This is a genomic window from Rhizobium sp. 2MFCol3.1, assembly GCF_000377565.1.
GTDB lineage: Bacteria > Pseudomonadota > Alphaproteobacteria > Rhizobiales > Rhizobiaceae > Rhizobium.
This window is the reverse complement of record NZ_KB898353.1, coordinates 460,000-484,319: the sequence shown is the minus strand read 5'-3', so window position 1 is coordinate 484,319 and position 24,320 is coordinate 460,000. Positions and strand designations below refer to the sequence as shown.

The following is a 24,320-nucleotide window of genomic DNA, read 5'->3' as shown; positions in this document are numbered from 1 at the left end:
CATGGGCGAAACGATCGAACACGACGTTATCCTGCGCCTCGAAGAGGTGTCCAAGGTCTATTCCGGCATCGTGGCCGTCAAGCGCGCCGACCTCGAGCTCAGGCGTGGCGCGGTCAATGTGCTGGTCGGCGAGAACGGCGCTGGAAAATCGACGCTGATGAAGATCATCGCCGGCGTCGAGCGGCCAACGCTTGGAAGCATCGTCCTCGATGGTGAAACGGTCTCCTTCGACAGTCCGGCCGACGCCCAGGCACACGGCATCGGCATGATCTTCCAGGAGCTTAACCTCTTCGCCAACATGACGGTGGCCGAAAACATCTTCGCCACACGCGAGATCACCCGCGGCATTCGCGGCATCGATCACAAGGCGCAGATCGAAAAGGCGAACGCCTTTTTGAAGCGCCTGGATGCCGGCATCAATGCCGAAACCATGGTCGAGGACTTGCCGATTGGCCAGCAGCAGCTGGTCGAGATCGCCAAGGCGATGTCGCTCAACGCCCGTATCCTGATCATGGACGAGCCGACATCGGCGCTTTCGGCGGCCGAGGTCGAGATCCTGTTCAAGGTCATCGCCGAACTGAAGGCACAGGGCGTCGCCATCGTCTATATCTCGCACCGGCTGGAAGAGCTGATGCGGATCGGCGATTACATCACCGTGCTTCGCGACGGCCAGATCACCGGCCATGCAATGGTTCGCGACATCGACACCAAGTGGATCGTCCGCTCGATGATCGGCTCCGACGCCAAGGACTTCGCCAAGGCAGCCGACCATGAGCTCGGACCGGAAGCCTTCCGCGCCGAGGAGATCAGCCTGCCGCGCAGAACCGGCGGCCTGGCCGTCGACCACGTCTCGCTCTCGGTGCGGGCCGGCGAAATCCTCGGCATCTATGGCCTGATGGGGGCCGGACGCAGCGAGTTCTTCGAATGCGTGATCGGCCGCCACAAGCACTCGACCGGCAAGATCTTCATCGATGGCCAGGAAGTGCGCGCGCAAGACACGACGGGCCGGATCAGGAAGGGCCTTGCCCTCATCCCCGAGGACCGTCAGCGCGAAGGGTTGGTGCAGGTGCTCTCCATCGCCAGTAATTTGACGCTCGCCAGCCTCGATCACTTCACGCGGATCTTTCACATCAAGGCCGGTGCCGAAAGGCAGGGCATCAACGACATGATCCGCGATCTCTCCATCAAGGCCCCGAACCCGGAATTCGAAGTCACCTCGATGTCCGGCGGCAACCAGCAGAAGGTGGTCATCGGCAAGGCGCTGATGACCAATCCGAAGGTTCTCCTGATGGACGAGCCCAGCCGTGGCATCGACGTCGGCGCCAAGGCGGACGTGTTCCGCACCATGCGCAGACTGGCCGCCAAGGGCCTCGCAATATTGTTTTCAACCTCAGACCTTGAAGAGGTCATGGCCCTTTCCGACCGCATCGCCGTTCTAAGTAACGGCAAGCTGGTCGCCGTCTTCGATAGAAGCGAAGCAACGGAAGAGGCTATCATCGCGGCATCGGCCAAAGGTCACGGACACCAGGGAAAGCTCGCGTCATGACGGCGGACACCTCATCCACATTCGGGGCAAAGCGTTCGAGCGGCTCCATTCTCCTCACCCTGATGAAGCTCAGAACCTTCATCGCCCTTTTCGCCGTGATCATCTTCTTCGCGATCTTCGCGCCGAATTTCACATCGACGGCCAACATGATCCTGATGTCGAAGCACGTCGCGCTCAATGCCTTCTTGGCCATGGGCATGACCTTCGTCATCATTACCGGCGGCATCGACCTTTCGGTCGGCTCGATCGTCGGCCTGTGCGGCATGGTCGCCGGCGCCTTGATCCTCAACGGCGTGGAACTGCCGATCGGCTACACGATCTTCTTCAACATCTATGAGATCGTGCTGATCACGCTGGCCGTCGGCCTGGCGATCGGCCTGATCAACGGCTTGTTGATCACCAAGCTCAACGTCGCGCCGTTCATCGCAACGCTCGGCACACTTTACATCGCCCGCGGCCTCGCGTTGCTCTCCTCCGACGGTCAGACCTTCCCCAATCTCGTGGGCAAGCCGGAATACATGACGACGGGCTTCGATGTCTTCGGCGCCGGCCGCATGCTGGGCCTGCCGGTTTCGATCTGGATTCTGATCGTGCTTGCCCTAATTGCCGCCTACGTGGCGCGCTCGACGCCGATCGGCCGGCATATTTTCGCCGTCGGCGGCAACGAGCGTGCGGCGCGCATGTCCGGCATCCGCGTCGATGTGGTGAAGATCTTCGTCTACATGTTCTCAGGCCTGTGCGCGGCGATCGTCGGTCTCATCATCTCATCCGAACTGATGGCCTCGCATCCGGCCACCGGCGAAAGCTTCGAGCTCAACGCGATTGCCGCGGCAGTGCTCGGCGGCACCTCGATGTCGGGCGGACGCGGCACGATCGGCGGCACGATCATCGGCGCCTTCGTCATCGGTATCCTGTCCGACGGATTGGTCATGATGGGCGTATCGTCCTTCTGGCAGATGGTCATCAAGGGGCTGGTGATTATTATCGCGGTTGTGGTGGATCAGGCGCAGCGCCGTCTGCAACAGCGCGTGACTCTCATGCAAATGGCAAAGGCAGGATAAGCAATGACGGAATTGAATGGCGCACTCATCGGCTGCGGCTTTTTCGCGGTCAACCAGATGCATGCGTGGCAGGACGTGGCCGGGGCTTCGATCGTGGCGATCTGCGATCGTGACCCCGAGCGGCTGAAGATCGTCGGCGATCAGTTCGGCATCGACAGGCGCTATAGCGATGCTGCCCAGATGTTCGCCGATGGCGGCTTCGATTTCGTCGATATCGCCACCACCGTCCAGAGCCACCGCGCTTTGGTCGAGATGGCCGCCGCGCACAATGTGCCGGCGATCTGCCAGAAGCCATTCGCAAAGACGCTCGACGACGCCAAGGCCATGGTCAAGGTTTGCGCCGATGCCGGGCTGCCTTTGATGGTGCACGAGAACTTTCGCTGGCAGACACCGATCCAGGCCGTGAAGAAGGTTCTGGAATCCGGCGCCATCGGCCAGCCTTTCTGGGGCCGCTTCTCGTTCCGTTCGGGCTATGACGTTTTCTCGGGCCAGCCCTATCTCGCGGAAGGCGAGCGCTTCATCATCGAAGATCTCGGCATCCATACGCTCGATATCGCCCGCTATATCCTGGGCGATGTGACGGCGCTCAGCGCCCGCACGAAGCGGGTCAACCCGAAGATCAAGGGTGAGGACGTCGCCACGATCCTGCTCGACCACGAAAACGGCGCGACCTCGATCGTCGATGTCAGCTATGCCTCCAAGCTCTCCACCGAGCCCTTCCCCGAAACGCTGATCGAACTCGACGGCACCGAGGGTAGCATCCGCCTGTCGCAGGGCTATAAGCTCGAAGTAACAGGCAAGAACGGCACCGAGGTCTCGGACGTGTCGCCGACCCTGCTCTCCTGGGCATCGCGCCCGTGGCACAATATCCAGGAAAGCGTATACGCCATCCAGCAGCATTGGGCCGAGCGGCTGGCCGCCGGCGGCGAGACCTCTACCTCGGGCGCCGATAACCTCAAGACCTTCGCGCTCGTCGAGGCCGCCTATGACAGCGCAGCCAGCGGCCAGACGGTCGATGTCAAGGCGATGCTGCGATGAGCACGTCGTCGGACAGCTTCCGGATCTACGGAACGCATGCACTCGAGCAGAAGCCGGTCCGCCTCACCGCGGGCAGGCTGACTGCTGATCTCAGTGACGGCAATCTGCGCACGGTCGCCTATGACGGCGTGGAGGTGCTACGCGCCGTCTCCTATCTCGTGCGTGACCGCGACTGGGGCACCTATGCGCCCGAAATCGCCGACCTGACGGTCGAGCAGGGAGACGATGCCTTTTCGGTCCGCTACACCGCCCTTTGCAAGGGACCGGATGCGACCGAACTGGCGATCGGCGTACGCATCTCGGCGCAAGCCGGCTCGCCCCTCGTTTTCGAAGCGGATGCGATCTCCGGCACGGGCTTCGAGACGAACCGCTGCGGCTTTTGCATTCTCCACCCGATCGTCGGCGTGGCCGGTACGCCCGTCACCGTCGAGCATGCCGACGGACAGCGCGTCGAGACCCGGTTCCCTGATCTGATCGAGCCGTGGCAGCCGTTCATGAACATGAGCGCAATCACCCATACCGTGATGACGAACGTCACGGCGCGGTGCGGCATGGAAGGCGACGTCTTCGAGATGGAAGACCAGCGCAACTGGTCGGATGCTTCCTACAAGACCTATGTGCGCCCGCTCGCTTTGCCCTGGCCCTACCAGATACCGGCGGGTGAAACGGTCAAGCAGCGCATCGTCCTCGATATTGCCGACAAGCGCCCGAAGCCATTGGCCGCGACGACCAATGGGCATTCTTCGCTCACGACGCTGACGCTCGGAGAGCGCCGCGGACGCATGCCTGCGATTGGTATGATCGTGACGCCGGAAGAAGCGGGCGCCGTGGTCAAGGCGAACGCCGTGCTTGGCGAGATCAAGCCGCAGGAGCTGCTCTTTCACTTCGACCCGACAACCGGCCATGGGGCGGAAGCTTTCCACCGCTTCGCCGAGGTGGCCAGACTTCATCCCGGCACATCAACGCTCGAGATCGCGCTGCCGTGCAAGCAGCCGCTCCTTGATGAAACCTCGCTGATCGCAACGCAGATGCGCGATGCTCGCTTCAAGCCGGACGCGATCATCATCTCGCCATCGGTCGATCGCCAATCCACACCGCCGGGCAGCAAGTGGCCGGAATGCCCACCGCTCGAAGATATCTACGAGGCCGCGCATGCGGCATTCCCCGATATCCGCATCGGCGGCGGCATGCTGAGCTACTTCACCGAGCTCAACCGCAAGCGCGTTCCTTCGGCGCAGCTTTCCTTCGTCAGCCATTGCACCAACCCGATCGTCCATGCCGCCGATGACCTCAGTGTCATGCAGACATTGGAGGCCCTGCCCTTCATCACCCGATCGGTCCGCGCCATCTATGGCGACAAGCCTTATCGCATCGGCCCATCGACCATTCCCATGCGGCAAAATCCTTACGGAAGCCGAACGATGGACAACCCGAAGGGCGGCCGGATACCAATGGCCAACACCGATCCGCGTCACAACGCTCTCTTCGCGGAAGCCTTCGCGATGGGCTATGTGGCAAAGGTGCTGGACGCCGAGCTGGAATGCCTGACTCTCTCGGCTGTGACCGGAAGTTTCGGCCTCCTTGCCGGACAGGATGAGCCCTTCACCGCCGATGGACGCCGCCCGCTCTTCAACGCGGTCAAGACACTCGCCGGCCTCGCCGGCACCGAGTGGCGGGAGTGCCTGTCTTCCAACCCCTCGCGCGTTCTGGCGTTCGCGACGAAGGCGGCGACGCGCGCAATACTCTGGATCGTCAACATCACCGGCCGAGACCAGGAGGTTGATCTCGGATCGCTCCGGCTCTCCGACGCGTTGATGGGCGGCGTGCTTAGCCTTGCTCCCTATCAGGCGACATCCGTTGCGCTTTCGGATTGATCGTAGCATCTGGAACGGCGTCGCTATCGCCTTCCAGATGCTACGATCAGGAGACAGTAGAAGCGTCGTTGGCGATCCGCCCGTGTTGCCTCAGCACGAGCGCCACCGCGCCCATGACCGTGTCGTCATTGCCGCGGAACGTGCCGACGACGAAACGCGGCTTGCGCTTTTCCGGCGAATGGGCGGGCGGGGCGACGGAGTGGCGGGCGAAACTTCGCTCAAGGCCATCGATGAAACTCTCGCCCACCTCGGCCAGCTTGCCGGCGATGATGAACAAGGGGGGATTGAGGATGGTGAAGGCAATGCCCATTCCCCAGCCCGCCATCTCGGCGGCGTCATCGACAAGCCGTGCGTATCCGGGATCGCCGTTGCGGGCGCGTTCGACAAATTGCTCGATGCTTACGGGTTCGCCGAAGGACTGCTCGGCATACCTCAGCAGCTGGAACCCGCCGGCGAAGGTCTCGAGACAGCCGCGATTGCCGCAGCGGCACAGCGGTCCGCGCGGATCGAGCGACATGTGGCCGAACTCGGCGGCATATCCATGAGCGCCGCGCTGCACCGTGCTGTCGATGACGATCGCGCCGCCGATGCCGAGGTCGAACTTGAAGAGGACGAAATTCGTCTCCCCCACGGCGGCTCCCCAGGTCATTTCCGCAAGCGCGCCGCAATGGCTCTCGTTTTCGACATGGATCGGGCAACCGAGCTGTTCGGAAAACACGTCAGCGATATTGGTGCCGCACCATGTCGGCAGAATGGAGCCGTTGAGAATCTCACCGTCATAGGAGACCGGCGCTGAAATCGCCAACCCCACGCCCAGCAGTTCGGACATATCCACATCGAGGAAAGCGCATTGCTCCTCCAGACTGGCCCGCACGCGTCTGGCGGCGTCCTCGGGCGTGTAATCCGTATCCATCGCGAACCAGATGTCCGACAACACCGTGTGGGCGAGATCGCAGATCGCGATCCGGATTTCACCAAGGCCTAGGAGCACGCCGGCACATCGTCCCGCCGCTGGGTTCAGCGACAAGAGTTGCGATGGTCGCCCGAAGCCATTGCTCTTCGTGTCGACGTCCAGAACGACGCCACTGTCCTTCAACTCGGTGAGAAGCGTGGAGACGGTCGACCGCGCCAAGCCTGTCGACTTCACCAACTGTGTCGCGGTCGCGGATCCGATCGCGGCGATGGCACGCACGATGCGCCCTGCCGGCGAGGCCTGATCCTCGAAAAGTTCCCTGATACCAACCATTCATAGCTCCTCCCCATGAGACTAACCCCGACTCGCCGCCAGGTCGCAACATATTTCTAACCGGAAATTATTGCAGCCTATTCCGTGAGCATAATCGGTCCACCCACCTTATTAAGCCCAAATATTCGCCAATATGCAATCGACTTTGTTCGATTACGAAATAAGTGTTGACACAAGTCGGAATTTTCGAGAGTGTGAACATTAGCGGAGAGGACCGCACAAGGGAGGGTTTAATGACGATCAAGACTACACTCATGGCCACGCTATCCGTGCTCGCGATCACTGCGACGAGCCTGAAAGCGGAAGACCTGACGCTCTGGACGCTGAACTTCGACAACAACGCCGCCAACGTCGCGCTCAAGAAGGTCGCAACCGACTTCGAAGCTGCAAATCCCGGCACCAAGGTCGAAATCGTTCAGCGCGCCATCGATGAGCACAAGACCGCGCTGCGCGTCGCGGCCGGCTCGAACAAGGGCCCCGACATCTACTTCAGCTGGGCAGGCCTTGGCCTGGGCGGCGAATACGTGAAGGCTGGCCTCTCGGCGCCGCTCGACAAGTATTACACCGAATACAAGTGGAACGATGAGCTGCTGCCGGCAGCAGCCGCATTCGCCGACCTCTATCCGGGTGGCAAGCATGGCGTTCCCTTCACCTTCAAGGGCGAAGCTGTCTATTACAACAAGAAGCTGTTCCAGCAGGCCGGCATCACCGAAGAGCCGAAGATCTATGAAGAGTTTCTGGCCGACGCTGAAAAGCTGAAGGCAGCCGGCATTCCCGCTTTCACCTTCGGCGGGTCGGTCAACTGGCACGTCATGCGCCTGATGGACGTCATCCTGGAAACGAAGTGCGGTGCCGAAAAGCACGACGCGCTGAAGGCCATGAAGGCGGATTGGTCCACGGAGCCTTGCGCCACCGACGCCTTCACCGAATTCGCCAAGTGGACGAAGGACTACACGCTGCAGCCCTTCATGGGCATAGACAACAAGCAGTCCTATAGCCTGTTCACGGCCGGACGCGCGGCGATGATGCTCGAAGGCGACTGGCTGGTGAGCCAGCTGGAAACCAGCGGCGCCAACCTCGACGACTACGGCATGTTCCCGTTCCCGACCAATACGCAGCGCCTCTACGGTTTTGCCGAGTATAACTACATCAGCACCAAGAGCCCGCATCCGGATCTCGCCGCGAAGTTCCTCGACTACTTCCTGTCGACCAAGGTCCAGCAGAATCTCGTCGGCCAGATCAGCTCGACATCGGTCAACAAGAACGTCCAATACGCGAACCAGAAGCCGCTGGAAGCCGAATGGCTCGATGTCTTCAAGACCTACGGCAAGGTCTACATGAACGGCGACCAGGCCTTCCCGCTTGACGTCACGACCGAGTATTTCCGCGTCATCAACGACGTCGCCGCCGGCAACACCGAACCGGCCGATGCAGCAAAGCAGCTGCAGACTTTCATCGCCGGTCGCACCTAAGTCCTCCCAGGACATCGGTCGGTCCCGCACCTCGCTGGGACCGACCACCGCTCAATCCAATGCCACTCGCCAGACACACGTCGCGCGGAGCAGATACCCATGTCATTGAAAAACCGAACACACGACCCGCGCTTCCAGGCGCTCCTGTTGCTCGCGCCTGCCATGGCGATCTACGCGGTCTTCGCGCTTTACCCGATGTTGAACGTCGTGGTCTTGAGCTTCCAGAAATGGAACGGGCTGGATCCGCAACGCCCATTCGTCGGCCTGGCGAACTACCAGTACATCTTCACGCGCGATCCGGTGTTCTGGGTCGCCTTCAAGAACACGGTCATCTGGACCATCATGTCGGTGGTCTTCCCGCCGATGGTAGGCCTTCTCCTGGCGCTGACGCTCAATCAGAAGATCTTCGGCCGCAACACGTTTCGCGCCATCTTTTATCTGCCCGTCATCATCGCGCCAATCGCGGTCGCGACGATGTGGAAGTGGATGTATGACCCCTTCTTCGGTCTCTTCAGCCAGCTCATGACCAATATTGGCCTGCAGATGTGGATCAAGGACTGGCTGGGCGACAAGAACATCGCGCTCTACTCGGTCTTCGTCGCCTATCTCTGGCAGTCCGTCGGCTTCTCGATGGTGCTGTTCCTCGCAGGCCTTCAGAACGTATCGCAGACGCTGGTCGAAGCCGCGCGCATCGATGGCGCCGGCCGCTGGGCGATCTTCAAGCATGTGACCTTCCCGGCGCTACGCACCACCATGACCATCGTGCTCGTTCTCTCGATCATCTCGTCGCTGAAGGCATTCGATATCGTCTACGGCCTTACCGGCGGCGGACCGGCGCAATCCACGCAGATGCTGGCGCTCTGGGCCTTCACGCAAGCGATGCAGATCTTCGACTTCGGTCGCGGCGCCGCCATCTCGGTCGTCTTGCTGCTGATCACCATCGCGATCGTCGTGCCGTACCTGCGCTGGACGCAGAAGCATGAGGACACCGAATAATGACGATGACATCATCAGGACCGATCTCTGTGTCTGAAACCATCACCACCACGAACAAGCCCGGTCGCGACCCCGTCCTGATCGGCCTGTGGATCGCGCTGATCATCGTCGCGCTCGTCTGGTTCGCACCTTTCGTCTTCATCGTCTTCACATCGCTGAAGACGAAGGCGGCGGTGACAAGCACCGGCGCGTTCATGCCGCCGGTCGAGTTCGCCTTCGAGAACTATGCCAGTGCATGGAGCCGCGGCAACTTCGCCGAGTCGTTCATGAACAGCGTGATCATCACCGTCTTCAAGGTGCCGCTCGGCCTCGCCATGTCGGCGATGGCGGCCTACGCGCTGGCGAAGATCAAGATGAAAGTGAGCAAGCTCCTGCTGCTTATCGTCGTCTTCGGAACCATGATCCCGTTCCAGGTGATGCTGGCGCCGCTCTTCACGCTCGTCAATTCGTTCGGCCTGATCGACACCTATCCTGGCGTCATCCTCCCCTACATCGCCTTCGGCGTTCCCTACCAGGTCTTCATCCTGCACGGCTTCTTCAAGGGCCTGCCGAAGGAGCTGTCCGAGGCAGCACTGATCGACGGCGCCACTCACTTCACCATCTTCCGGCGCATCTTCCTTCCGGTCTGCCTGCCGGTTCTGGCTGCGCTCCTCATCCTCGACTTCGTCTCCACCTGGAACGAATTCGCAATGGCGCTCGTGCTTCTTCAGGACCAGCACATGTGGACGCTGCCGCTCGGGCTGATGTCCTTCCAGGGACAGTTCTCCAGCGATTACGGCCAGTTGAACGCCGCCATCGTCATGACGGTCCTGCCCGCGACGCTCGTCTATCTCATTTTCCAGCGGTACTTCGTCTCAGGCCTCACCTCTGGTGCGGTCAAAGGCTGAGCGACCGAAATCTAAAGTCTTTCGAGGAGATATTTCATGTCCACAGCAACAGTCGAAAAATGGGGTGTGTTCGAAGCGGCCTTCAACGGACCGTCCGGCGGCAATCCCTATCTCGACGTGAGCCTCGACGCCGTCTTCACGCACAAGAGCCGCGAAGTCCGCGTACCGGGTTTTTATGACGGCGATGGCGTCTATCGCGTGCGCTTCATGCCCGATGTCGAAGGCGAGTGGTCGTTCCAGACGCGTTCACAGACCGCTGAGCTCAACGGCAAGACCGGCGCGTTCGTCGCGACCGCACCGTCTGCGGGCAACCATGGCCCGGTTCGCGTGCGCAACAAGTTCCATTTCGCCTATGCCGACGGCAAGCCGTTCCTCTCCTTCGGCACGACCTGCTATGCCTGGACGCACCAGCCGCTCGAGATGCAGGCGCAGACGCTTGAGACGCTGAAGACCGCAGGTTTCAACAAGATCCGCATGGGCGTATTCCCCAAGGATTACCCCTATAACACCAACGAACCGCTCTACCCCTCTTTTGAGAACGGCGCCGACGGCAAGGAAGACTTCGATCGTCCGAACCCTGTCATGTTCCGCCATTTCGAACAGCAGGTCGCGGCCCTTTGTGCACTCGGCATCGAAGCCGACATCATCATGTTCCACCCCTACGATCGCTGGGGCTATGCCGACATGTCGGCCGAGCAGGACTTCCGTTATGTCGCCTATCTCGCGGCTCGCCTTGCTGCTTACCGTAACGTCTGGTGGGCGCTCGCCAACGAATACGACTTCCTGCTCGACACCAAGCCGGTGGAGCAGTGGGATCGCTATTTCCACATCCTGGAAGAGAACGATCCCTACCAGCACCTGAAGTCGATCCACAACGGCGAAGTGTCGATGAACTTCGATCACCGTAAGCCATGGGTTACGCACACCTGCATTCAGAACCCCGACGTCAAGCTGACGCAGACCTGGCGCGACGCCTACGGCAAGCCTGTCGTCAACGACGAGCCGGAGTACGAAGGCAACATCGTCCAGTGCTGGGGCAACCTGACGGCGCAGGAGCTGGTGCACCGCTTCTGGATCACCGTGACGCGCGGCGGCTATGCCGGACACGGCGAGACCTACTCGCACCCTGATGATCTGATCTGGTGGGCCAAGGGCGGCGAGTTGCGCGGCGAAGCGTGGAAGCGCATCGGCTTCTTCCGTAACCTCCTGGAGCAGGACGTGACACACGGCCTGGATCCCATGGGCGCGGTCGGCGAATGGCCGTGGACCCGCGTTTCCGGCGTGCGCGATGGCAGCACCGACCTGCGCTACATCTATCTCGGCGAGCATCAGCCGGTCGTGTGGTCCTCGGGCTTCCCGAAGGACAGCGACAACTACGACGTCGACATCATCGACACGTGGAACATGACGATCACGCCCGCCAAGAAGGTGGAAGCGCCGATCCCGCACCCGACACGCCACGGCGCGATCGTGCGCGGCGGCAAGGCCGATGCCGCATTCGGCGTCGAGCTGCCGGGCAAGCCATATCTGGCACTTCGCGTGCGCAGCAAGCGTTGAGCAGGTCTCACAGGGAGGAATTCTATGTCCGGATTGGCCATTAGAAACGTCAAGAAATCATATGGTGCCGTCGACATCATTCACGGCGTGGACGTCGATATCGCCGATGGCGAGTTCGTCATTCTCGTTGGCCCGTCCGGATGCGGAAAATCGACCCTGCTCAGAATGATCGCCGGGCTGGAGGAGATCACCGGCGGCGAGATTTCGATCGGCGGCCGCGTCGTCAACAATCTGCAGCCCAAAGATCGCGACATCGCGATGGTGTTCCAGAACTACGCGCTTTATCCGCAGATGACGGTGGCGCAGAACATGGGCTTCGCGCTGGAATTGGCCGGCGCTAAGAAGGCGGAGATCGACAAGAAGGTCGGCGAGGCCGCCGGGATCCTCGGCCTGCAGCCGCTGCTTGGCCGCAAGCCGGCACAGCTCTCTGGCGGCCAGCGCCAGCGCGTCGCCATGGGCCGCGCCATCGTGCGCGATCCGAAGGTATTCCTCTTCGACGAGCCGCTCTCCAATCTCGACGCCAAGCTGCGCGTCAAGATGCGCGCGGAAATCAAGGCGCTGCACCAGCGCCTGAAGACCACGATCGTCTACGTCACGCACGACCAGATCGAAGCCATGACCATGGCCGACAAGATCGTCGTGCTGCAGGGCGGCAAGGTCGAGCAGATCGGCACGCCGCTCGAGCTCTACGACCGGCCGCAGAATGTCTTCGTCGCGGGCTTCATGGGTTCGCCGGCAATGAACTTCCTCGAAGGCAAGTTGACGGGCGGCGACACACCGCGACTGGTACTGCCATCAGGCCAGCAGGTCGAGCTCTCGCAGGGCGCTGCCAACGCCGATGGCCGCGACGTCATCGTCGGCATTCGCCCTGAGGACCTCGCCTTCGCGCAAGACGGCGGCGTGCCGGCAACCGTCAGCGTGGTGGAGCCGACTGGGTCGGAGACGCATGTCGCGCTCGAGGTCGAAGGCAAGGAAATCACTTGGGTCATGCGCGAACGCGCCGACCTGACACCGGGCCAAGTCGTCAAGCTCTCGCTGAAATCGCCGAACGTGCATTTCTTCGACAAGGCCACGCAGCGCCGCCTTTAGACTGCGGCGCAACGAACAAGATCTTGCATCCTTCGTCTCAGCACGGTGGATGCAAGGTTCTGGCAGGCAATGTTGCCTTCAAGACATGTATTGTCCCCATCGCGCGGCTGGTAACCTTACCAGCTAACCAAGCAACGTACTTTCAGTTGCATGGAAACACGAAGCAATGCCATCAAACGGACAGCGGTCCCAAACACCGTGGTCCGTGGGGTTACGGATCGGTAAACCCGTCCCTACGGGGCAGGGACGGGTCCATAACTTTCGATTGTCCGATGAAATAGCTTTCAACGCCCGAAACCGGGCGTTGGCAGACAGTGGCTCAAGACGCCGTCTGGACCTGTGTTTCGGCCTGTTCGGCACGCATACCGGCACAGAACGCTGCCGTTCCGCTCGCGGAAAAGGCATGCGCGCGCTTCTTGGCTGCCGTCTCGAGCAATTCGGCGAAAACGCCGAGGCTGATCCGATCGGCCCGCAGCATCTGGCGGATCATCGGATCCCTCAAGACTTCCGACATGGTCATGTCCTGCATGGCACACTCCTTTGTTGCAAGGAGGGATACTACGCGCATGTAACACCCAAATGTCGCCAGCGTGGCAGGATCAAGGCAAATGACACGTTGCAGTTGCCGTATGCTGCCGGCAAATGACCCGCCACGCAGAGCAGCGGGGCATCCATTTCGTTGGCCGAACGTGTCCGTCAGCTGACCGGGGCCGAAGCCTTGAGCGAGGCGATGTAGGCACGCCAGCCGCCATGCGACGTCACCTCGACTGCACCGGCGACCGCATGCGCTTCGCAGAGGAAGCCGGAAATGCTGGCGCCATCATCGAGCGCGACCTTGCCTATCCCGAGCGGAGCCGGGATTTTCTGGACGAAGCGGCCAAAGCCGTCGGCGGGCAGCGTCCAGACCTCGACCTCCAGTCCATTTCCTGCGAACCCCGGCTCGCGGATGAGGCCGGGCTTTGCCGGCACCGTGCCGCTCAACGCGAAGAGCCTGTAATCGCCGGCCGTCCGGCAGGTCTTTACCAGCCGTCCTCCCAACGTGGTGAGCTCGTGGTTGAGCGGCATGCCGGTCAGATGGGCGCCGACCACGACGATCGGAATGCCGGCGGGCGCGGCTTCGATCGGCGCCGATTGCGGTAGCGCGGCCGCCTTGTCCTTGCCCATGCCGCAGGGGGCTGCGCGATGCAGCGCGTCGGCAACAAGCGCCAGCGCATCATCGGTGAACGCCCGGCCGACGAGGGTGACGCCGGCAGGCAGATGATCCGCGCTGTCGAAGCCGGCAGGGATGGCGATCGCGGCGCAATCGAGGAGATTGACGAAGTTGGTGTACCGGCCAAACCGCCCATTGAGCTCCACCGGATTGGCGAGCATCTCCTCGACCGTGTAGGTCGTGGGCGATGTGGGAAGCAGCAGGATATCGACCTTCGCCCACTCCTCTTCCGTCGCCTGCTTCAGCTGTGCGAGACGATACTGACCGTTGAAGGCATCGACGGCCGTCTTGCCTCTGGCGCCTTCGATGATCGACCGCACGGTTGGATCGAAATCGTCGGCGTTGGTGGCCAGGAATTCTTCGACGGCAGCGAGCCTCTCGGCAACCCATGGGCCATTGTAGAGCAATTCCGCCGCTTGCCGGAACGGCGCGTAGTCGAAAGTCACGATGTCGGCGCCAAGCGCCTTCGCCCGCTCGATCGCCTGATCGTAGAGCCGTTCGACCTCGCGATCGCCAAAGAACTCGCGTTCCGTTTCGCCGAGCACGCCGATCCGCAGACGATCGGTTGGGAGCGATACCTCGCGTGGGTGGCGGGAGAAGGCGTCGCCGCGATCGAAGCCCTGCAGGACCTTGCGAACGGCAACGCCATCGCCGACAGTTGCCGCAAAGACCGTGACGCAATCCACGCTCTTGCAAGCCGGGACGACCCCGGTGTTCGGCACCAGGCCCGGCGTCGGCTTGATGCCGACAAGATTGTTGAAGGCTGCCGGCACCCGGCCGGAGCCGGCGGTGTCCGTCCCAAGACTGAAGGCCGCGAGCCCTGACGCCACAGCCACGGCCGACCCCGAGCTGGAGCCGCCCGACACATAATCCGCATCGAAGACAGAGCGCGGCGCGCCATAGGGCGAACGCGTTCCGTTGAGACCCGTCGCGAACTGATCGAGATTGGTCTTGCCAATGAGGATCGCACCGGCTGCAAGCAATCGGGCGATGACAGTGGCGTCTTCATCAGGATCATAGGCATAGGCCGGGCATGCCGCCGTGGTCGGCAGACCCTTCGCGTCGATATTGTCCTTGGCGGCAAAGGGGATGCCCCAAAGCGCCAGGCTATTGGCTTCAGGTGCTCGCGCCATCAACGCCTTCGCCGCTTCGCGCAGCGCATCGTCTGCGACCTTGGTGATGAAGATCGCCGGATCGGCCGATGCGGCGCGCCGTGCGATCACCTCTTCGACCACATCAAGCGGCGTCGATCCAGACGCATAGGCGGCGCGCAACGTCGCGATATCGAGAATGGTTGGCAACATGTCAGATCTCCTCCAGCACAACGATAATATCACCCGCCTTTACGTTTCTTCCCGTTCCCGCGCGCAATTCGCGCACGCGGCCGGGGGCGTGGGCCGTGACGTTGATTTCCATTTTCATCGATTCAATGATGGCAAGCGTGTCGCCCGCGGCGACCGGCGTGCCGGGTTCGACCAGCAATTTCCAGATATTGCCCGGCACGGCGCTGGCAACGCCGAAGCAATCGGCGGGGATATCGCCATCCATGCTTTCGGCGGCACCTTCATCGGCCACGAACGTATCGAGCCCAGCTTCCTTCCAGCGATGGCGCTCGGCGTTGAAAGCGTCCTGCTGACCGGCCTTGAAGTTGCCGATCGACGCTGCGTTGGCCTGCAGCTCCCGTTCATAGGCAGCGTAGGAGAATTCCGTCTCCTCGATCCTGATCGGGTACCCGCCATGTGGGAACGCGCTGCGCGCCTCCGTCAGCTCCTTGTGGTCGACAGGGAAGAACTTGATCTGATCGAAGAAGTTCAAGAGCCACGGCTTGTCTTTCGCAAAAACCGGTGTCTGGCGCCAGGTGTTCCACACCTGGATGGTGCGGCCGAATAGCTGATAGCCGCCCGGCCCCTCCATGCCGTAGATGCACATGTAGGCCCCGCCGATGCCGACCGCGTTCTCCGGCGTCCATGTCCGGGCCGGGTTGTACTTGGTCGTGACCAGCCTGTGGCGTGGGTCGACCGGTGTGGCAACCGGCGCGCCGAGGTAGACGTCCCCGAGACCGAGCACCAGATAGTTGGCGTCGAAGACGACGTCGCGAACGGCTTGCTCGTCGGCCAGACCATTGATCCGGCGGATGAACTCGATGTTATCGGGGCACCATGGCGCATTCGGCCTGACGAGCTCCTGGTATTTCCGCATCGCCAATTCGGCATCCGGATCATTCCAGGAAAGCGGCAGATGAACGATGCGGCTCGGCACCTTCACATGCTGGGCGGCGGGCAATGTCTTCTCGATCTCGCCGAGCAATCCCAGCAGGCGCTTGCGGGTGATCGTCGTGCCATCATAGTGGATCTGAAGCGACCGGATGCCGGGCGTCAGATCGATGATCCCCGGCAACCGGGATTGCACGAGGGCCTCCATCAGCAGATGCACGCGAAGGCGAAGCGCGATATCAAGCGTCATCGGGCCGTATTCGACCAGCAGGTTGTCGTCCCCCTGGCGCCGGTAAACCACGGAAACCGGCCCCTCATCGCTCGCGCCGACAATCGGCGAGCCGGCATCGGCGCGTGGCCGGTGAACGGCGGGCGTCGCAATCGGATCATCCGGGCGGGCGACGGGCACGAAGCGGACGCGGTCGCCCGGCTTCAGCTGGCCCATCTTCCATTGTTCGTCGCGCGCGATGACGGCAGGGCAAACGAAGCCGCCGAGGCTGGGGCCATCTGGCCCGAGGATGATCGGCATGTCGCCGGTGAAGTCGATCGCGCCGATCGCGTAAGCGTTGTCATGCAGGTTCGACGGATGAAGCCCCGCCTCGCCTCCATCGGTGCGCGCCCATTTCGGCGTCGGTCCGATCAGGCGAACGCCCGTGCGGGCACTGTTGAAGTGCACCTCGTAGGACGCCTGGAAGAGCTCGTCGATGTCTCCGTCCTGGAAGAAGTCGGGCGCTCCATGCGGGCCATAGACGACACCGATCGTCCAATCGCTGGTCAAAACCGGCGCCTCGACCGCGACCGTCGATGAGGTCGCCTGCGCCGCGCGCGCCAGGCGCAGCACATGGCCCGCCTTCAACGTCCCCGTCGCATTGCCGCCGAACTGGCCAAGGCCGAAGGTCGCGCGCGAGCCCAGCACGACGGGAGCGTCAAACCCGCCGGAGACGGCCAGATAGGAGCGCTGCCCTGCCCCCGATATGCTGCCGATCGACAGCACCGCGCCGGCCGGAACCGCAATTGCCTGGCCATGCGGCACCTCAGCACCATCAAGCATCATCGGCATTCTGGCGCCGGAGAGGGCGACGGTGACATCGCGAAAGAATTTCAGCGTCGGGCCGGATACGGTGAGCTCCAGCGCCGTGGTGGTTTCATCGTTGCCAACAAGGCGGTTGGCATGGCGGAACGAACGCTCATCCATCGGCCCGCTCGGCGGCACGCCGACATGCCAAAGCCCCAGCCGGCCCGGCAGCTCCTGCATGCTCGATTGCGCGCCGGGCGCGAGCACCTCGACGACATCGGGCACGAATTCGAGCGTGCGCAGGGCGGTCGTTGATACGTTGCCGCTTTCCAGCAACTCGGATTGTGCGATGACACGGAGATAATCGACATTGGTCTCGATGCCGTAGATCGAGGTATCGCCGAGCGCCGCTTTCAGCTTCTCGATGGCAGCTGGCCGATCCTCGGCGGCAACGATGATCTTCGCCAGCATCGGATCATAGAAGGGGCTGACTTCGGTGCCCGTCTCGATCCAGCTATCGACGCGCGCCGTCTGCGGGAACTGCACCTGCGTCAGCAGGCCGGCGCTCGGGCGGAACCCGGCATGCGGCATCTCGGCGTAGACGCGAACCTCGATCGAGGCACCCTGCGGCTTCAGATCTTGCGCGCGCGCCAGGATGTCTTCACCGGCTGCCTGCCGGATCATCCACTCGACAAGGTCGATGCCATACACCTCTTCGGTGACCGGATGCTCAACCTGCAGGCGGGTGTTGACCTCGAGGAAATAGAATTCCTCGCGGGTCGGATCATAGATGAACTCGACGGTGCCGGCGGAAGCGTAGGATACCGAAGCCCCAAGCTCGGTAGCCGCGCGATGAAGGCGCTGGCGCACGCCATCGCTCAGTCCCGGGGCCGGCGTTTCCTCAAGCACCTTCTGATTGCGCCGCTGCAGCGAGCAATCCCGTTCGCCCAGCGCCACCACCCTGCCCTTGCCATCGCCGAAGATCTGCACCTCGACATGGCGGGCATCGGCGACAAAGCGCTCGATATAAACGCGCGCATCGCCGAAGCTTGAGGCCGCGGTGCGCTGTACGCTTTCGAACGATGCCTTGAGGGCATCAGCATCGGCGCACAACTGCATGCCGATGCCGCCGCCGCCGGCGGTGCTCTTCAGCATGATAGGGTAGCCGATCCGCTCGGCCGCCGCCAAAGCCTCATCAGCGGACTTGAGCAATCCGCTGCCGGGGAGCAGCGGAACGCCGCTTTTCTCCGCGAGTTCGCGCGCCGTATGCTTGAGACCGAAGACGGAGAGATGTTCCGGCCGCGGCCCGATGAAGGCGATGCCTTCGGCAGCAAGCCGCTCGGCGAAGCCGATGTTTTCGGAGAGAAAGCCGTAGCCCGGATGCACCGCATCCGCGCCCGTCTCTCTGCAGGCGGCGATCACCGCGTCGACATTAAGGTAGCTCTCGGTGGCCGGCGCCGGACCGAGGCGCACCGCCTCATCCGCCATCAGCGCCGGCATGGCGAAGCGGTCGGCATCGGAATAAACCGCAACCGAGGCAATGCCCATTTTTTGCAATGTGCGGATCACCCGGACGGCGATTTCGCCCCGGTTCGCAATCAGAACTTTCTTGAACATGGATCAGCCCTCTGCGTCCCAGATCAAGACCCGGATCGGCGTCGGGTCGAAGCCGTTGCATGGGTTATTGATCTGCGGGCAATTGGAGATGACGCAAAGCACGTCCATCTCCGCGACGAGTTCGACGTAGTCGCCGGGCGAAGAAATGCCGTCGACGATCGTCATCTCGCCATTCGGCTTGATCGGCACGTTCATGAAGAAGTTGATGTTCGGCACGATGTCGCGCTTGCTCATGCCGTGCTTGGTCACCTCGAGCACGAAATTGTCGCGGCAGGCGTGGAGATACTTGGTCGCGTGTCCGAAGCGAACGGTATTGCTCTCGCACGAGCAGGCTCCGGCGGATGTGTCATGGCGGCCGCAGCTGTCGGCTGTCATGCGCAGCATCACGTTGCCTTCGCTCGACATCACCTTCGTGCCGACGCCGACATAGGCCGCCCCCTGCGCGCGCATCGTATCCTGATTGGAATAGCGCTCCGAGAAATCGTTGGCACGATAAAATAGCGTGTCGATGGCTTGCTGGCCATAGCTGTCCTCGATGCGGATCGTCTGCCCTTTCCTGACAATGCCCGACCAGGGCGCCTCGGCCGGTATGAAATGATCCTGCACGGCGTTATCGAGCGTGCGGGCATTGGATGTCTGAATGAAAATGCTCATGATCGCCCCTCCTTACGCCGATGCCATCGCGTTGTTTTCGAAGCCCCTCACGGCCTCCGCCGTCGCCGTGCGCGCCAGATCGTCGGGCGCAGGTGCGGCCGCGCGGAAGCGGGTGATGGTGACCGGCTGCGGCGCATAGATAGGGCTCGGGTCCAGCGGATGCGGGCAATTGGAGAAGCCGACGAGCATGTCCATCTCGGCGCGCAGCTCGGTGTAATCGCCACTGTTGGAGCGCTTGGCGCGCCAGTGAAACCCGCCATCCTCGTCCAGGCTGACGGGTGCGAAGAGATTGATCATGCCTGGAATATCACGACGATCAAGCCCGAGCTTGCCCGCTAGCAGCACGAGGTTGTCGCGGGTGTTGCGGGTCTTTTCGCCCGGATATTTCGCGGCGTTGGTGGCTGCCGTGGAGCCGCCCATCAGGCAATCGTGAGCGCCCGAGCTGTCTTCGGTGAGCGAAAACATCACGCGGCCCATATCGGAAAAAAGCACACGCCCTTTGCCAAGCGCCGTCGTCCACTGCACTTTGGCGGTATCGACAAGATTAAGCCGCTCGCTCGTATCATCGGCGTTCCAGGCAACGACGGCCACCGTCGAGCCGCCCTCGCCCTGATCGACGCGAATGGCCTCACCGCGCTTCAGCACGGTAGACCAATACCAGCCACCCGGAATGACCTCTTGATGAATGATGGCGCTGCTCTCAAGCGTTGGTGCCGGCAGCTGACTGGGCGCCGGGAGCGCCTTCGGTGCGAATTGCAGTCCTTTTTTCTGATGCTCTTCATAGCGGGCGCGGTTTGCCGCGATTTCTTCCGCAGAGCGGCTTACATGCATCATGCCTTATCTCCAGATGATGCCAGGTCGTCCTGGCGTTGCCCCGGAAATGCGATCGGGTCGTCCCGATCAGGGCTGAAAATGGATGGCGTGCCCGCAAGGCGCGGGGGCCAGATCGAAATGTCGTTGGTGATCGACGCGCCGTAGCGCAGTTTCTCTTCCGGACGGTCGCGCCGCCGCTCGAAGGCAATGACGCGGCTCGCCAGCGTGAAGGCTTCACGCATGTCGTGCGTGACCATGACAACGGTCATCTGCGTCTCGTTCCACAGGCGCTTCATCAACGTATGGATTTCGGCGCGGATGCCGGGGTCAAGCGCGCCGAAGGGCTCGTCGAGCAGCAACACCTTGGGCTTCATGATCAATGCCTGCGCAAGCGCCAGCCGCTGCTGCATGCCGCCGGAGAGCCGTGACGGATACTTGCCCTCCGAGCCCGCCAGGCCGACCTGCGCGATCAGGTGGCTTGCCTCCTCCATCGCCTGCCTGCGCGCCGCCCCGAAGAGCTTGGCGCGATATCGGGCAGCGGTGAATTCCTTGCCCAGCATGACGTTGCCAAGCACCGTCAGATGCGGAAACACGGAGTAGCGCTGGAACACGACGCCGCGATCCGGCCCCGGCTCAGCCGGCAACGGCTCGCCATCGAGCAGGATCGTTCCGCGCGTCGGCTGCTCCTGGCCGAGAAGCATGCGCAGGAAGGTCGTCTTGCCGCAGCCCGACGGGCCGACCAGCGCCACGAAGGCGCGCGATTGCACCGTCAGCGACACATCCTCGAGCACGATCTGGTCGCCATATTCCTTCCAGACCTTTTCAATCCTCAGCTCGCTCATGCCGGCTTCTCCAGGACGGACCAGGGGAAGACGGCGGCCGAGATGCGGTCGAGCACATAGTTCATCGCGACCGCCAGAAGCGTGATCCAGATCACATAGGGAAAGATGATATCCATCGAGAGGTAGCGACGAACGAGGAAGATCCGGTAGCCGAGGCCGGAATCCGACGAGATCGCTTCGGCTGCGATGAGAAACAGCCAGGCCGGACCGAGCTGCAGCCTGAGACAGGTGATCAGCCGTGGAAGCACCTGCGGCAGCACCACCCGCAAGGCGATCTGCCAGGACGAGCCGCCCAAGGTTTCCGCCTTGACGATCTGCTCGCGCGGCAGTTCGAGCGCCTTCAGCGCCAGGTCGCGGATCATCGTCGGCGCGACGCCGATGGCGATCAGCGTGATCTTCGACGTCTCGCCGAGCCCCATGACGATGAAGAGGATCGGCAGCAGAGCCAGCGGCGGCACCATCGATATCACCGCGACAAAAGGCGCCAGCAGCGCCCTGAGATAGGGCAGCATGCCGATCAGCATGCCGACAACCAGGGCGATGACGGTCGAGATGCCAAGGCCTGACAGCAGGCGGATGAGGCTCGCCGATGTGTCCGACCACAGCAGATACGCTCCCGTCCTCGGATCGGCGACGAAGGCCATGCGGTTGATCGCATCTCCAAGCACGGAGAGCGTAGGCAGAAGTTTGTCGTTGGCGTTTTCCGCCAGCCGCGCCGCCGAGCCGAAGGCATAGGCGATCACCAGCAGCACGAACGGCAACAGCATCAGGGCGAGTTGCGCCCCTTTGCTCGGCCTCGTGTTTATCCAGCGCATGAAGATGCTCCGTTCACGTTAGACATCGAACCGGCGCGAGTTACCGCGCCGGCATCGGCGTCGCTTAAAGCGCGCCGTCGGCGGCGGCCTTCATGTATGTTTCCGTGAAGCGAAGTTTGACGTTGCCGGCGTCGCCGAGAACCTTGCCATCGGGCATCTCGATGCCGATGACATCGGCGGACGGCGCGCCATTGCCGAGCAGGCCCTTTTCGAACAGGAAGTTGCGCACAAGGTCCATGGTCTTCGGCAGGTTCGGCGAAGCGGTGAAGGCCACGGCATCCGCCGCCTTGTCGAACAGGCGAGTGACGGCCAGCTGCGCCTCGTATCCCTTGAGATCGGTACCGGACGCGGAACCCATCGCCTCGCGCGCCGCCTTGCCTTCGGCGCTGTCGGCGGTCATCAGGGCAGTCGTCTCGTACCAGATGCCGGCGAGTGCCTTGCCGAAATTTGGGTTGTCCTTCAGCACGCCGGTATTGGCGACCATGAGGTCGATGATTTCGCCCGGGATTTGCGAACTGTCGAACACCTTCTTGGCCGTCGGGTCTTCGAGGATGGTCGATACCAGCGGGTTCCAGGTCACGACGGCCGTCACTTCGGGCGTCTTGTAGGCGGCGACCATGTCGGCATCCGACGTATTGACCACCTTCACGTCGCGCTCCGTCAGCTTGATGCTCTCAAGCGCACGCGCCATCAGGTAGTGCGAAACGGAGAATTCGACGAGATTGACGTTCTGTCCCTTGACGTCGGCGAGGCTCGCCTTGTCCTTCAGGATGACGGCGTCATTGCCGTTCGAGAAATCGCCGACGATGACGGCGGTGGTATCGACGCCGCCGGCCGCCGGAATGGACAGGCCGTCCATGTTGGTGAGCGTAACCGCATCGAAGGCACCGGCGGTATATTGGTTCATCGACTCCACGTAGTCGTTGAACTGCGTGACCTCGATCTTGATGCCGTATTTATCGGCCCATTTCTTGACGATGCCGTGATCGGCGGCGTAGCCCCAGGGCATCCAGCCGACATAGATGGACCAGGCGACCTTGAAATCGGTCTTCTGCTCGGCCCGGGCGCCCGCGCCGAAGCCGAAGGCCAGCGCTGTCGAAAGTGCTGCGACTGAAATGATCTTCGAAAAAGTCTGCATTGAAATTCCCCTTTTGCGTATAGAAAAAGGGATTGGCACAGACCATCGCACCGCCAATCCCTTGGCTTACGAGGTCTCCCGGGCTTTTGTCCCGCCGTGCACCCGGTGGGATTTCTCCCCCAACCGGTGGCAGCTCTCGGACCAGTCACACATTTACGTGCCGGAACCCTAGCCACCAACTCTGCCCTATCAAATGCAACATGCATGCCAACTCGAAAAACGCGGCATTTCCGCATGGCTTGCTCGCTCATGCCAAAAAAAGCGGCGGTAGCGGCGGCGAATTTAGGCAGCTGCACCGAGGCCGGGATTTCTTGCGCGCGGCGGGTTGGCGGTTGAAAAGCTGAAAGCGATTGATAGTTCTGGCGCATGAGCAACGCGCATATCGATTCAGGCGACGCAGGCAGCATCGTCAAGAAACTCCGAAAACAACTGAACTGGCTGCAACGCGGAAGGGATGTCCGTTCGCTTCAGCTGCAGGGTCTACTTGCCTTCGTCGATCTCGCCATCCTGGCCTTCTTCCTGTTCGGCCCATATCTGCGGACCGGGCCTTCCTATCTCATCATCGACTATATGATCGCCGTGTGGGTGGCGATCGAACTCATCGCCCAGGCCATCGTCGCGGGAAGCGTAAAGGCTTTCGTGAAGCGGCCGATGAGCTGGATCGATCTCTTCATCCTGGCGACGCTGCTGCTTCCGGACTTGCTCTTCAACTTCACCTTCCTGCGGGCCATGCGGATCTGGGCGATCGGCAACAGTCCATTTTTGAAGGAAGGATTGCGGCGGCTTGGCTGCGCGCATCTGCTGGATGTCGTGCGCGCCTGCGTCAACCTCGTGGTCTTCCTCTTCATCGTCACCGGCTTCGTCTACACGACGTTCTTCTACGGCCAAGGCGGATGGGAAGGCTTTGTAGATGCCCTCTATTTCACCGTGGCGACGGTAACGACGACAGGTTTCGGCGACATCACCTTGCCTGGCGTCATGGGAAAACTGACATCGATCGTCACGATGATCGTCGGCATCTCGCTCTTCGTCCGCCTCGCGCAGGCGGTCGTTCGTCCCTACAAGGTGAACTTTCCTTGCCCGCAATGCGGCCTTCAGCGCCATGATGCCGACGCCGTGCATTGCAAGGCCTGCGGACATCTGCTGAACATCCCCGACGAAGGCCAGTGACGGCGGCGCCATCAACCACGACCGTTATATGTATAGATATGATCGCGGAAAGATGCTTTCCTCGGCG

Annotated in this window: 19 protein-coding genes and 1 riboswitch; of the genes, 10 read left to right on the top strand and 9 right to left on the bottom strand. The window is 62.0% G+C overall.

All coding sequences use genetic code 11. The features are described from left to right. Position 1: 1 nt before the first annotated feature. From D460_RS0102010 to D460_RS0101995, 4 genes are read left to right on the top strand one after another with little or no spacing between them, the layout of a single operon-like run. Positions 2 to 1,546 (top strand): sugar ABC transporter ATP-binding protein, encoded by a 1,545-nt coding sequence (locus D460_RS0102010; protein WP_018896823.1) that lies wholly within the window; start codon positions 2 to 4, stop codon positions 1,544 to 1,546. Further along, positions 1,543 to 2,607 (top strand): ABC transporter permease, encoded by a 1,065-nt coding sequence (locus D460_RS0102005; RefSeq protein ID WP_018896822.1) that lies wholly within the window; start codon positions 1,543 to 1,545, stop codon positions 2,605 to 2,607. Before D460_RS0102010 ends, D460_RS0102005 begins: the two co-directional genes overlap by 4 nt. Before the next feature lie 3 nt (positions 2,608 to 2,610). Further along, entirely contained in the window at positions 2,611 to 3,645 is a 1,035-nt protein-coding gene (locus D460_RS0102000) for a Gfo/Idh/MocA family oxidoreductase (RefSeq protein WP_018896821.1), read from the top strand. Then, a complete protein-coding gene (locus tag D460_RS0101995) occupies positions 3,642 to 5,519 on the top strand; it encodes a hypothetical protein (RefSeq protein ID WP_018896820.1) in 1,878 nt (625 codons plus the stop codon). Before D460_RS0102000 ends, D460_RS0101995 begins: the two co-directional genes overlap by 4 nt. 46 nt (positions 5,520 to 5,565) lie before the next feature. On the opposite strand, the gene D460_RS0101990 is transcribed toward D460_RS0101995, so the two are convergent. Next, complete coding sequence (locus D460_RS0101990; RefSeq protein WP_018896819.1) at positions 5,566 to 6,765, bottom strand: ROK family transcriptional regulator; 1,200 nt, start codon at positions 6,763 to 6,765, stop codon at positions 5,566 to 5,568. A 233-nt stretch (positions 6,766 to 6,998) separates the two neighbouring features. On the opposite strand from D460_RS0101990, the gene D460_RS0101985 reads away from it, so the two are divergent. The 5 genes from D460_RS0101985 to ugpC all read left to right on the top strand — a co-directional run bounded on the left by D460_RS0101985 (position 6,999) and on the right by ugpC (position 12,766). Continuing rightward, positions 6,999 to 8,237: an extracellular solute-binding protein gene (locus D460_RS0101985; RefSeq protein WP_018896818.1), complete on the top strand. Its 1,239-nt coding sequence runs from the start codon at positions 6,999 to 7,001 to the stop codon at positions 8,235 to 8,237. A gap of 99 nt (positions 8,238 to 8,336) precedes the next feature. Then, complete coding sequence (locus tag D460_RS0101980; protein ID WP_018896817.1) at positions 8,337 to 9,233, top strand: sugar ABC transporter permease; 897 nt, start codon at positions 8,337 to 8,339, stop codon at positions 9,231 to 9,233. A 5-nt stretch (positions 9,234 to 9,238) separates the two neighbouring features. Continuing rightward, positions 9,239 to 10,120 carry a carbohydrate ABC transporter permease gene (locus D460_RS0101975; RefSeq protein ID WP_026282700.1) on the top strand — a complete coding sequence of 294 codons (882 nt, stop codon included), beginning with the start codon at positions 9,239 to 9,241 and terminating at the stop codon, positions 10,118 to 10,120. 36 nt (positions 10,121 to 10,156) lie between these two features. Next, a complete protein-coding gene (locus D460_RS0101970) occupies positions 10,157 to 11,677 on the top strand; it encodes a DUF5060 domain-containing protein (protein WP_018896815.1) in 1,521 nt (506 codons plus the stop codon). A 24-nt stretch (positions 11,678 to 11,701) separates the two neighbouring features. Further along, positions 11,702 to 12,766 carry a sn-glycerol-3-phosphate ABC transporter ATP-binding protein UgpC gene (gene ugpC, locus D460_RS0101965; RefSeq protein ID WP_018896814.1) on the top strand — a complete coding sequence of 355 codons (1,065 nt, stop codon included), beginning with the start codon at positions 11,702 to 11,704 and terminating at the stop codon, positions 12,764 to 12,766. A gap of 319 nt (positions 12,767 to 13,085) precedes the next feature. Here ugpC and D460_RS32415 read toward each other — a convergent pair whose 3' ends face one another. The 8 genes from D460_RS32415 to D460_RS0101925 all read right to left on the bottom strand — a co-directional run bounded on the left by D460_RS32415 (position 13,086) and on the right by D460_RS0101925 (position 23,083). Further along, positions 13,086 to 13,295, bottom strand: a complete 210-nt coding sequence (locus D460_RS32415; RefSeq protein WP_018896813.1) for a hypothetical protein — start codon at positions 13,293 to 13,295, stop codon at positions 13,086 to 13,088. A 167-nt stretch (positions 13,296 to 13,462) separates the two neighbouring features. Continuing rightward, a complete protein-coding gene (gene atzF, locus D460_RS0101955; RefSeq protein ID WP_018896812.1) occupies positions 13,463 to 15,280 on the bottom strand; it encodes an allophanate hydrolase in 1,818 nt (605 codons plus the stop codon). Between the two features lies 1 nt (position 15,281). Then, positions 15,282 to 18,821 carry an urea carboxylase gene (gene uca, locus D460_RS0101950; RefSeq protein WP_018896811.1) on the bottom strand — a complete coding sequence of 1,180 codons (3,540 nt, stop codon included), beginning with the start codon at positions 18,819 to 18,821 and terminating at the stop codon, positions 15,282 to 15,284. Between the two features lie 3 nt (positions 18,822 to 18,824). After that, entirely contained in the window at positions 18,825 to 19,475 is a 651-nt protein-coding gene (locus D460_RS0101945) for an urea amidolyase associated protein UAAP2 (RefSeq protein ID WP_018896810.1), read from the bottom strand. 12 nt (positions 19,476 to 19,487) lie between these two features. Then, the gene (locus D460_RS0101940) at positions 19,488 to 20,309 is read right to left on the bottom strand and encodes an urea amidolyase associated protein UAAP1 (protein WP_018896809.1); all 822 of its coding nucleotides are present in this window, start codon (positions 20,307 to 20,309) and stop codon (positions 19,488 to 19,490) included. Further along, a complete protein-coding gene (locus D460_RS0101935) occupies positions 20,306 to 21,130 on the bottom strand; it encodes an ABC transporter ATP-binding protein (RefSeq protein WP_018896808.1) in 825 nt (274 codons plus the stop codon). The genes D460_RS0101940 and D460_RS0101935 overlap by 4 nt, the downstream gene beginning before the upstream one ends. After that, positions 21,127 to 21,945: an ABC transporter permease subunit gene (locus tag D460_RS0101930; protein WP_018896807.1), complete on the bottom strand. Its 819-nt coding sequence runs from the start codon at positions 21,943 to 21,945 to the stop codon at positions 21,127 to 21,129. Before D460_RS0101930 ends, D460_RS0101935 begins: the two co-directional genes overlap by 4 nt. A 64-nt stretch (positions 21,946 to 22,009) precedes the next feature. Further along, positions 22,010 to 23,083 carry a putative urea ABC transporter substrate-binding protein gene (locus tag D460_RS0101925; protein WP_018896806.1) on the bottom strand — a complete coding sequence of 358 codons (1,074 nt, stop codon included), beginning with the start codon at positions 23,081 to 23,083 and terminating at the stop codon, positions 22,010 to 22,012. Positions 23,084 to 23,156: 73 nt separating this feature from the next. Beyond that, a riboswitch (guanidine-I (ykkC/yxkD leader) is annotated at positions 23,157 to 23,266 on the bottom strand. Between the two features lie 183 nt (positions 23,267 to 23,449). Between D460_RS0101925 and D460_RS0101920 the strand changes: the two genes are divergently transcribed. Beyond that, entirely contained in the window at positions 23,450 to 24,253 is an 804-nt protein-coding gene (locus D460_RS0101920) for a potassium channel family protein (protein WP_018896805.1), read from the top strand. Positions 24,254 to 24,320 lie beyond the last annotated feature (67 nt).

Bases quoted from the DNA above. Each gene is read 5' to 3' on its own strand.
- D460_RS0102010 (WP_018896823.1), top strand. From the start codon at position 2: ATGGGCGAAACGATCGAACACGACGTTATCCTGCGCCTCGAAGAGGTG.
- D460_RS0102005 (WP_018896822.1), top strand. From the start codon at position 1,543: ATGACGGCGGACACCTCATCCACATTCGGGGCAAAGCGTTCGAGCGGC.
- D460_RS0102000 (WP_018896821.1), top strand. From the start codon at position 2,611: ATGACGGAATTGAATGGCGCACTCATCGGCTGCGGCTTTTTCGCGGTC.
- D460_RS0101995 (WP_018896820.1), top strand. From the start codon at position 3,642: ATGAGCACGTCGTCGGACAGCTTCCGGATCTACGGAACGCATGCACTC.
- D460_RS0101990 (WP_018896819.1), bottom strand. From the start codon at position 6,765: ATGGTTGGTATCAGGGAACTTTTCGAGGATCAGGCCTCGCCGGCAGGG.
- D460_RS0101985 (WP_018896818.1), top strand. From the start codon at position 6,999: ATGACGATCAAGACTACACTCATGGCCACGCTATCCGTGCTCGCGATC.
- D460_RS0101980 (WP_018896817.1), top strand. From the start codon at position 8,337: ATGTCATTGAAAAACCGAACACACGACCCGCGCTTCCAGGCGCTCCTG.
- D460_RS0101975 (WP_026282700.1), top strand. From the start codon at position 9,239: ATGACATCATCAGGACCGATCTCTGTGTCTGAAACCATCACCACCACG.
- D460_RS0101970 (WP_018896815.1), top strand. From the start codon at position 10,157: ATGTCCACAGCAACAGTCGAAAAATGGGGTGTGTTCGAAGCGGCCTTC.
- ugpC (WP_018896814.1), top strand. From the start codon at position 11,702: ATGTCCGGATTGGCCATTAGAAACGTCAAGAAATCATATGGTGCCGTC.
- D460_RS32415 (WP_018896813.1), bottom strand. From the start codon at position 13,295: ATGCAGGACATGACCATGTCGGAAGTCTTGAGGGATCCGATGATCCGC.
- atzF (WP_018896812.1), bottom strand. From the start codon at position 15,280: ATGTTGCCAACCATTCTCGATATCGCGACGTTGCGCGCCGCCTATGCG.
- uca (WP_018896811.1), bottom strand. From the start codon at position 18,821: ATGTTCAAGAAAGTTCTGATTGCGAACCGGGGCGAAATCGCCGTCCGG.
- D460_RS0101945 (WP_018896810.1), bottom strand. From the start codon at position 19,475: ATGAGCATTTTCATTCAGACATCCAATGCCCGCACGCTCGATAACGCC.
- D460_RS0101940 (WP_018896809.1), bottom strand. From the start codon at position 20,309: ATGATGCATGTAAGCCGCTCTGCGGAAGAAATCGCGGCAAACCGCGCC.
- D460_RS0101935 (WP_018896808.1), bottom strand. From the start codon at position 21,130: ATGAGCGAGCTGAGGATTGAAAAGGTCTGGAAGGAATATGGCGACCAG.
- D460_RS0101930 (WP_018896807.1), bottom strand. From the start codon at position 21,945: ATGCGCTGGATAAACACGAGGCCGAGCAAAGGGGCGCAACTCGCCCTG.
- D460_RS0101925 (WP_018896806.1), bottom strand. From the start codon at position 23,083: ATGCAGACTTTTTCGAAGATCATTTCAGTCGCAGCACTTTCGACAGCG.
- D460_RS0101920 (WP_018896805.1), top strand. From the start codon at position 23,450: ATGAGCAACGCGCATATCGATTCAGGCGACGCAGGCAGCATCGTCAAG.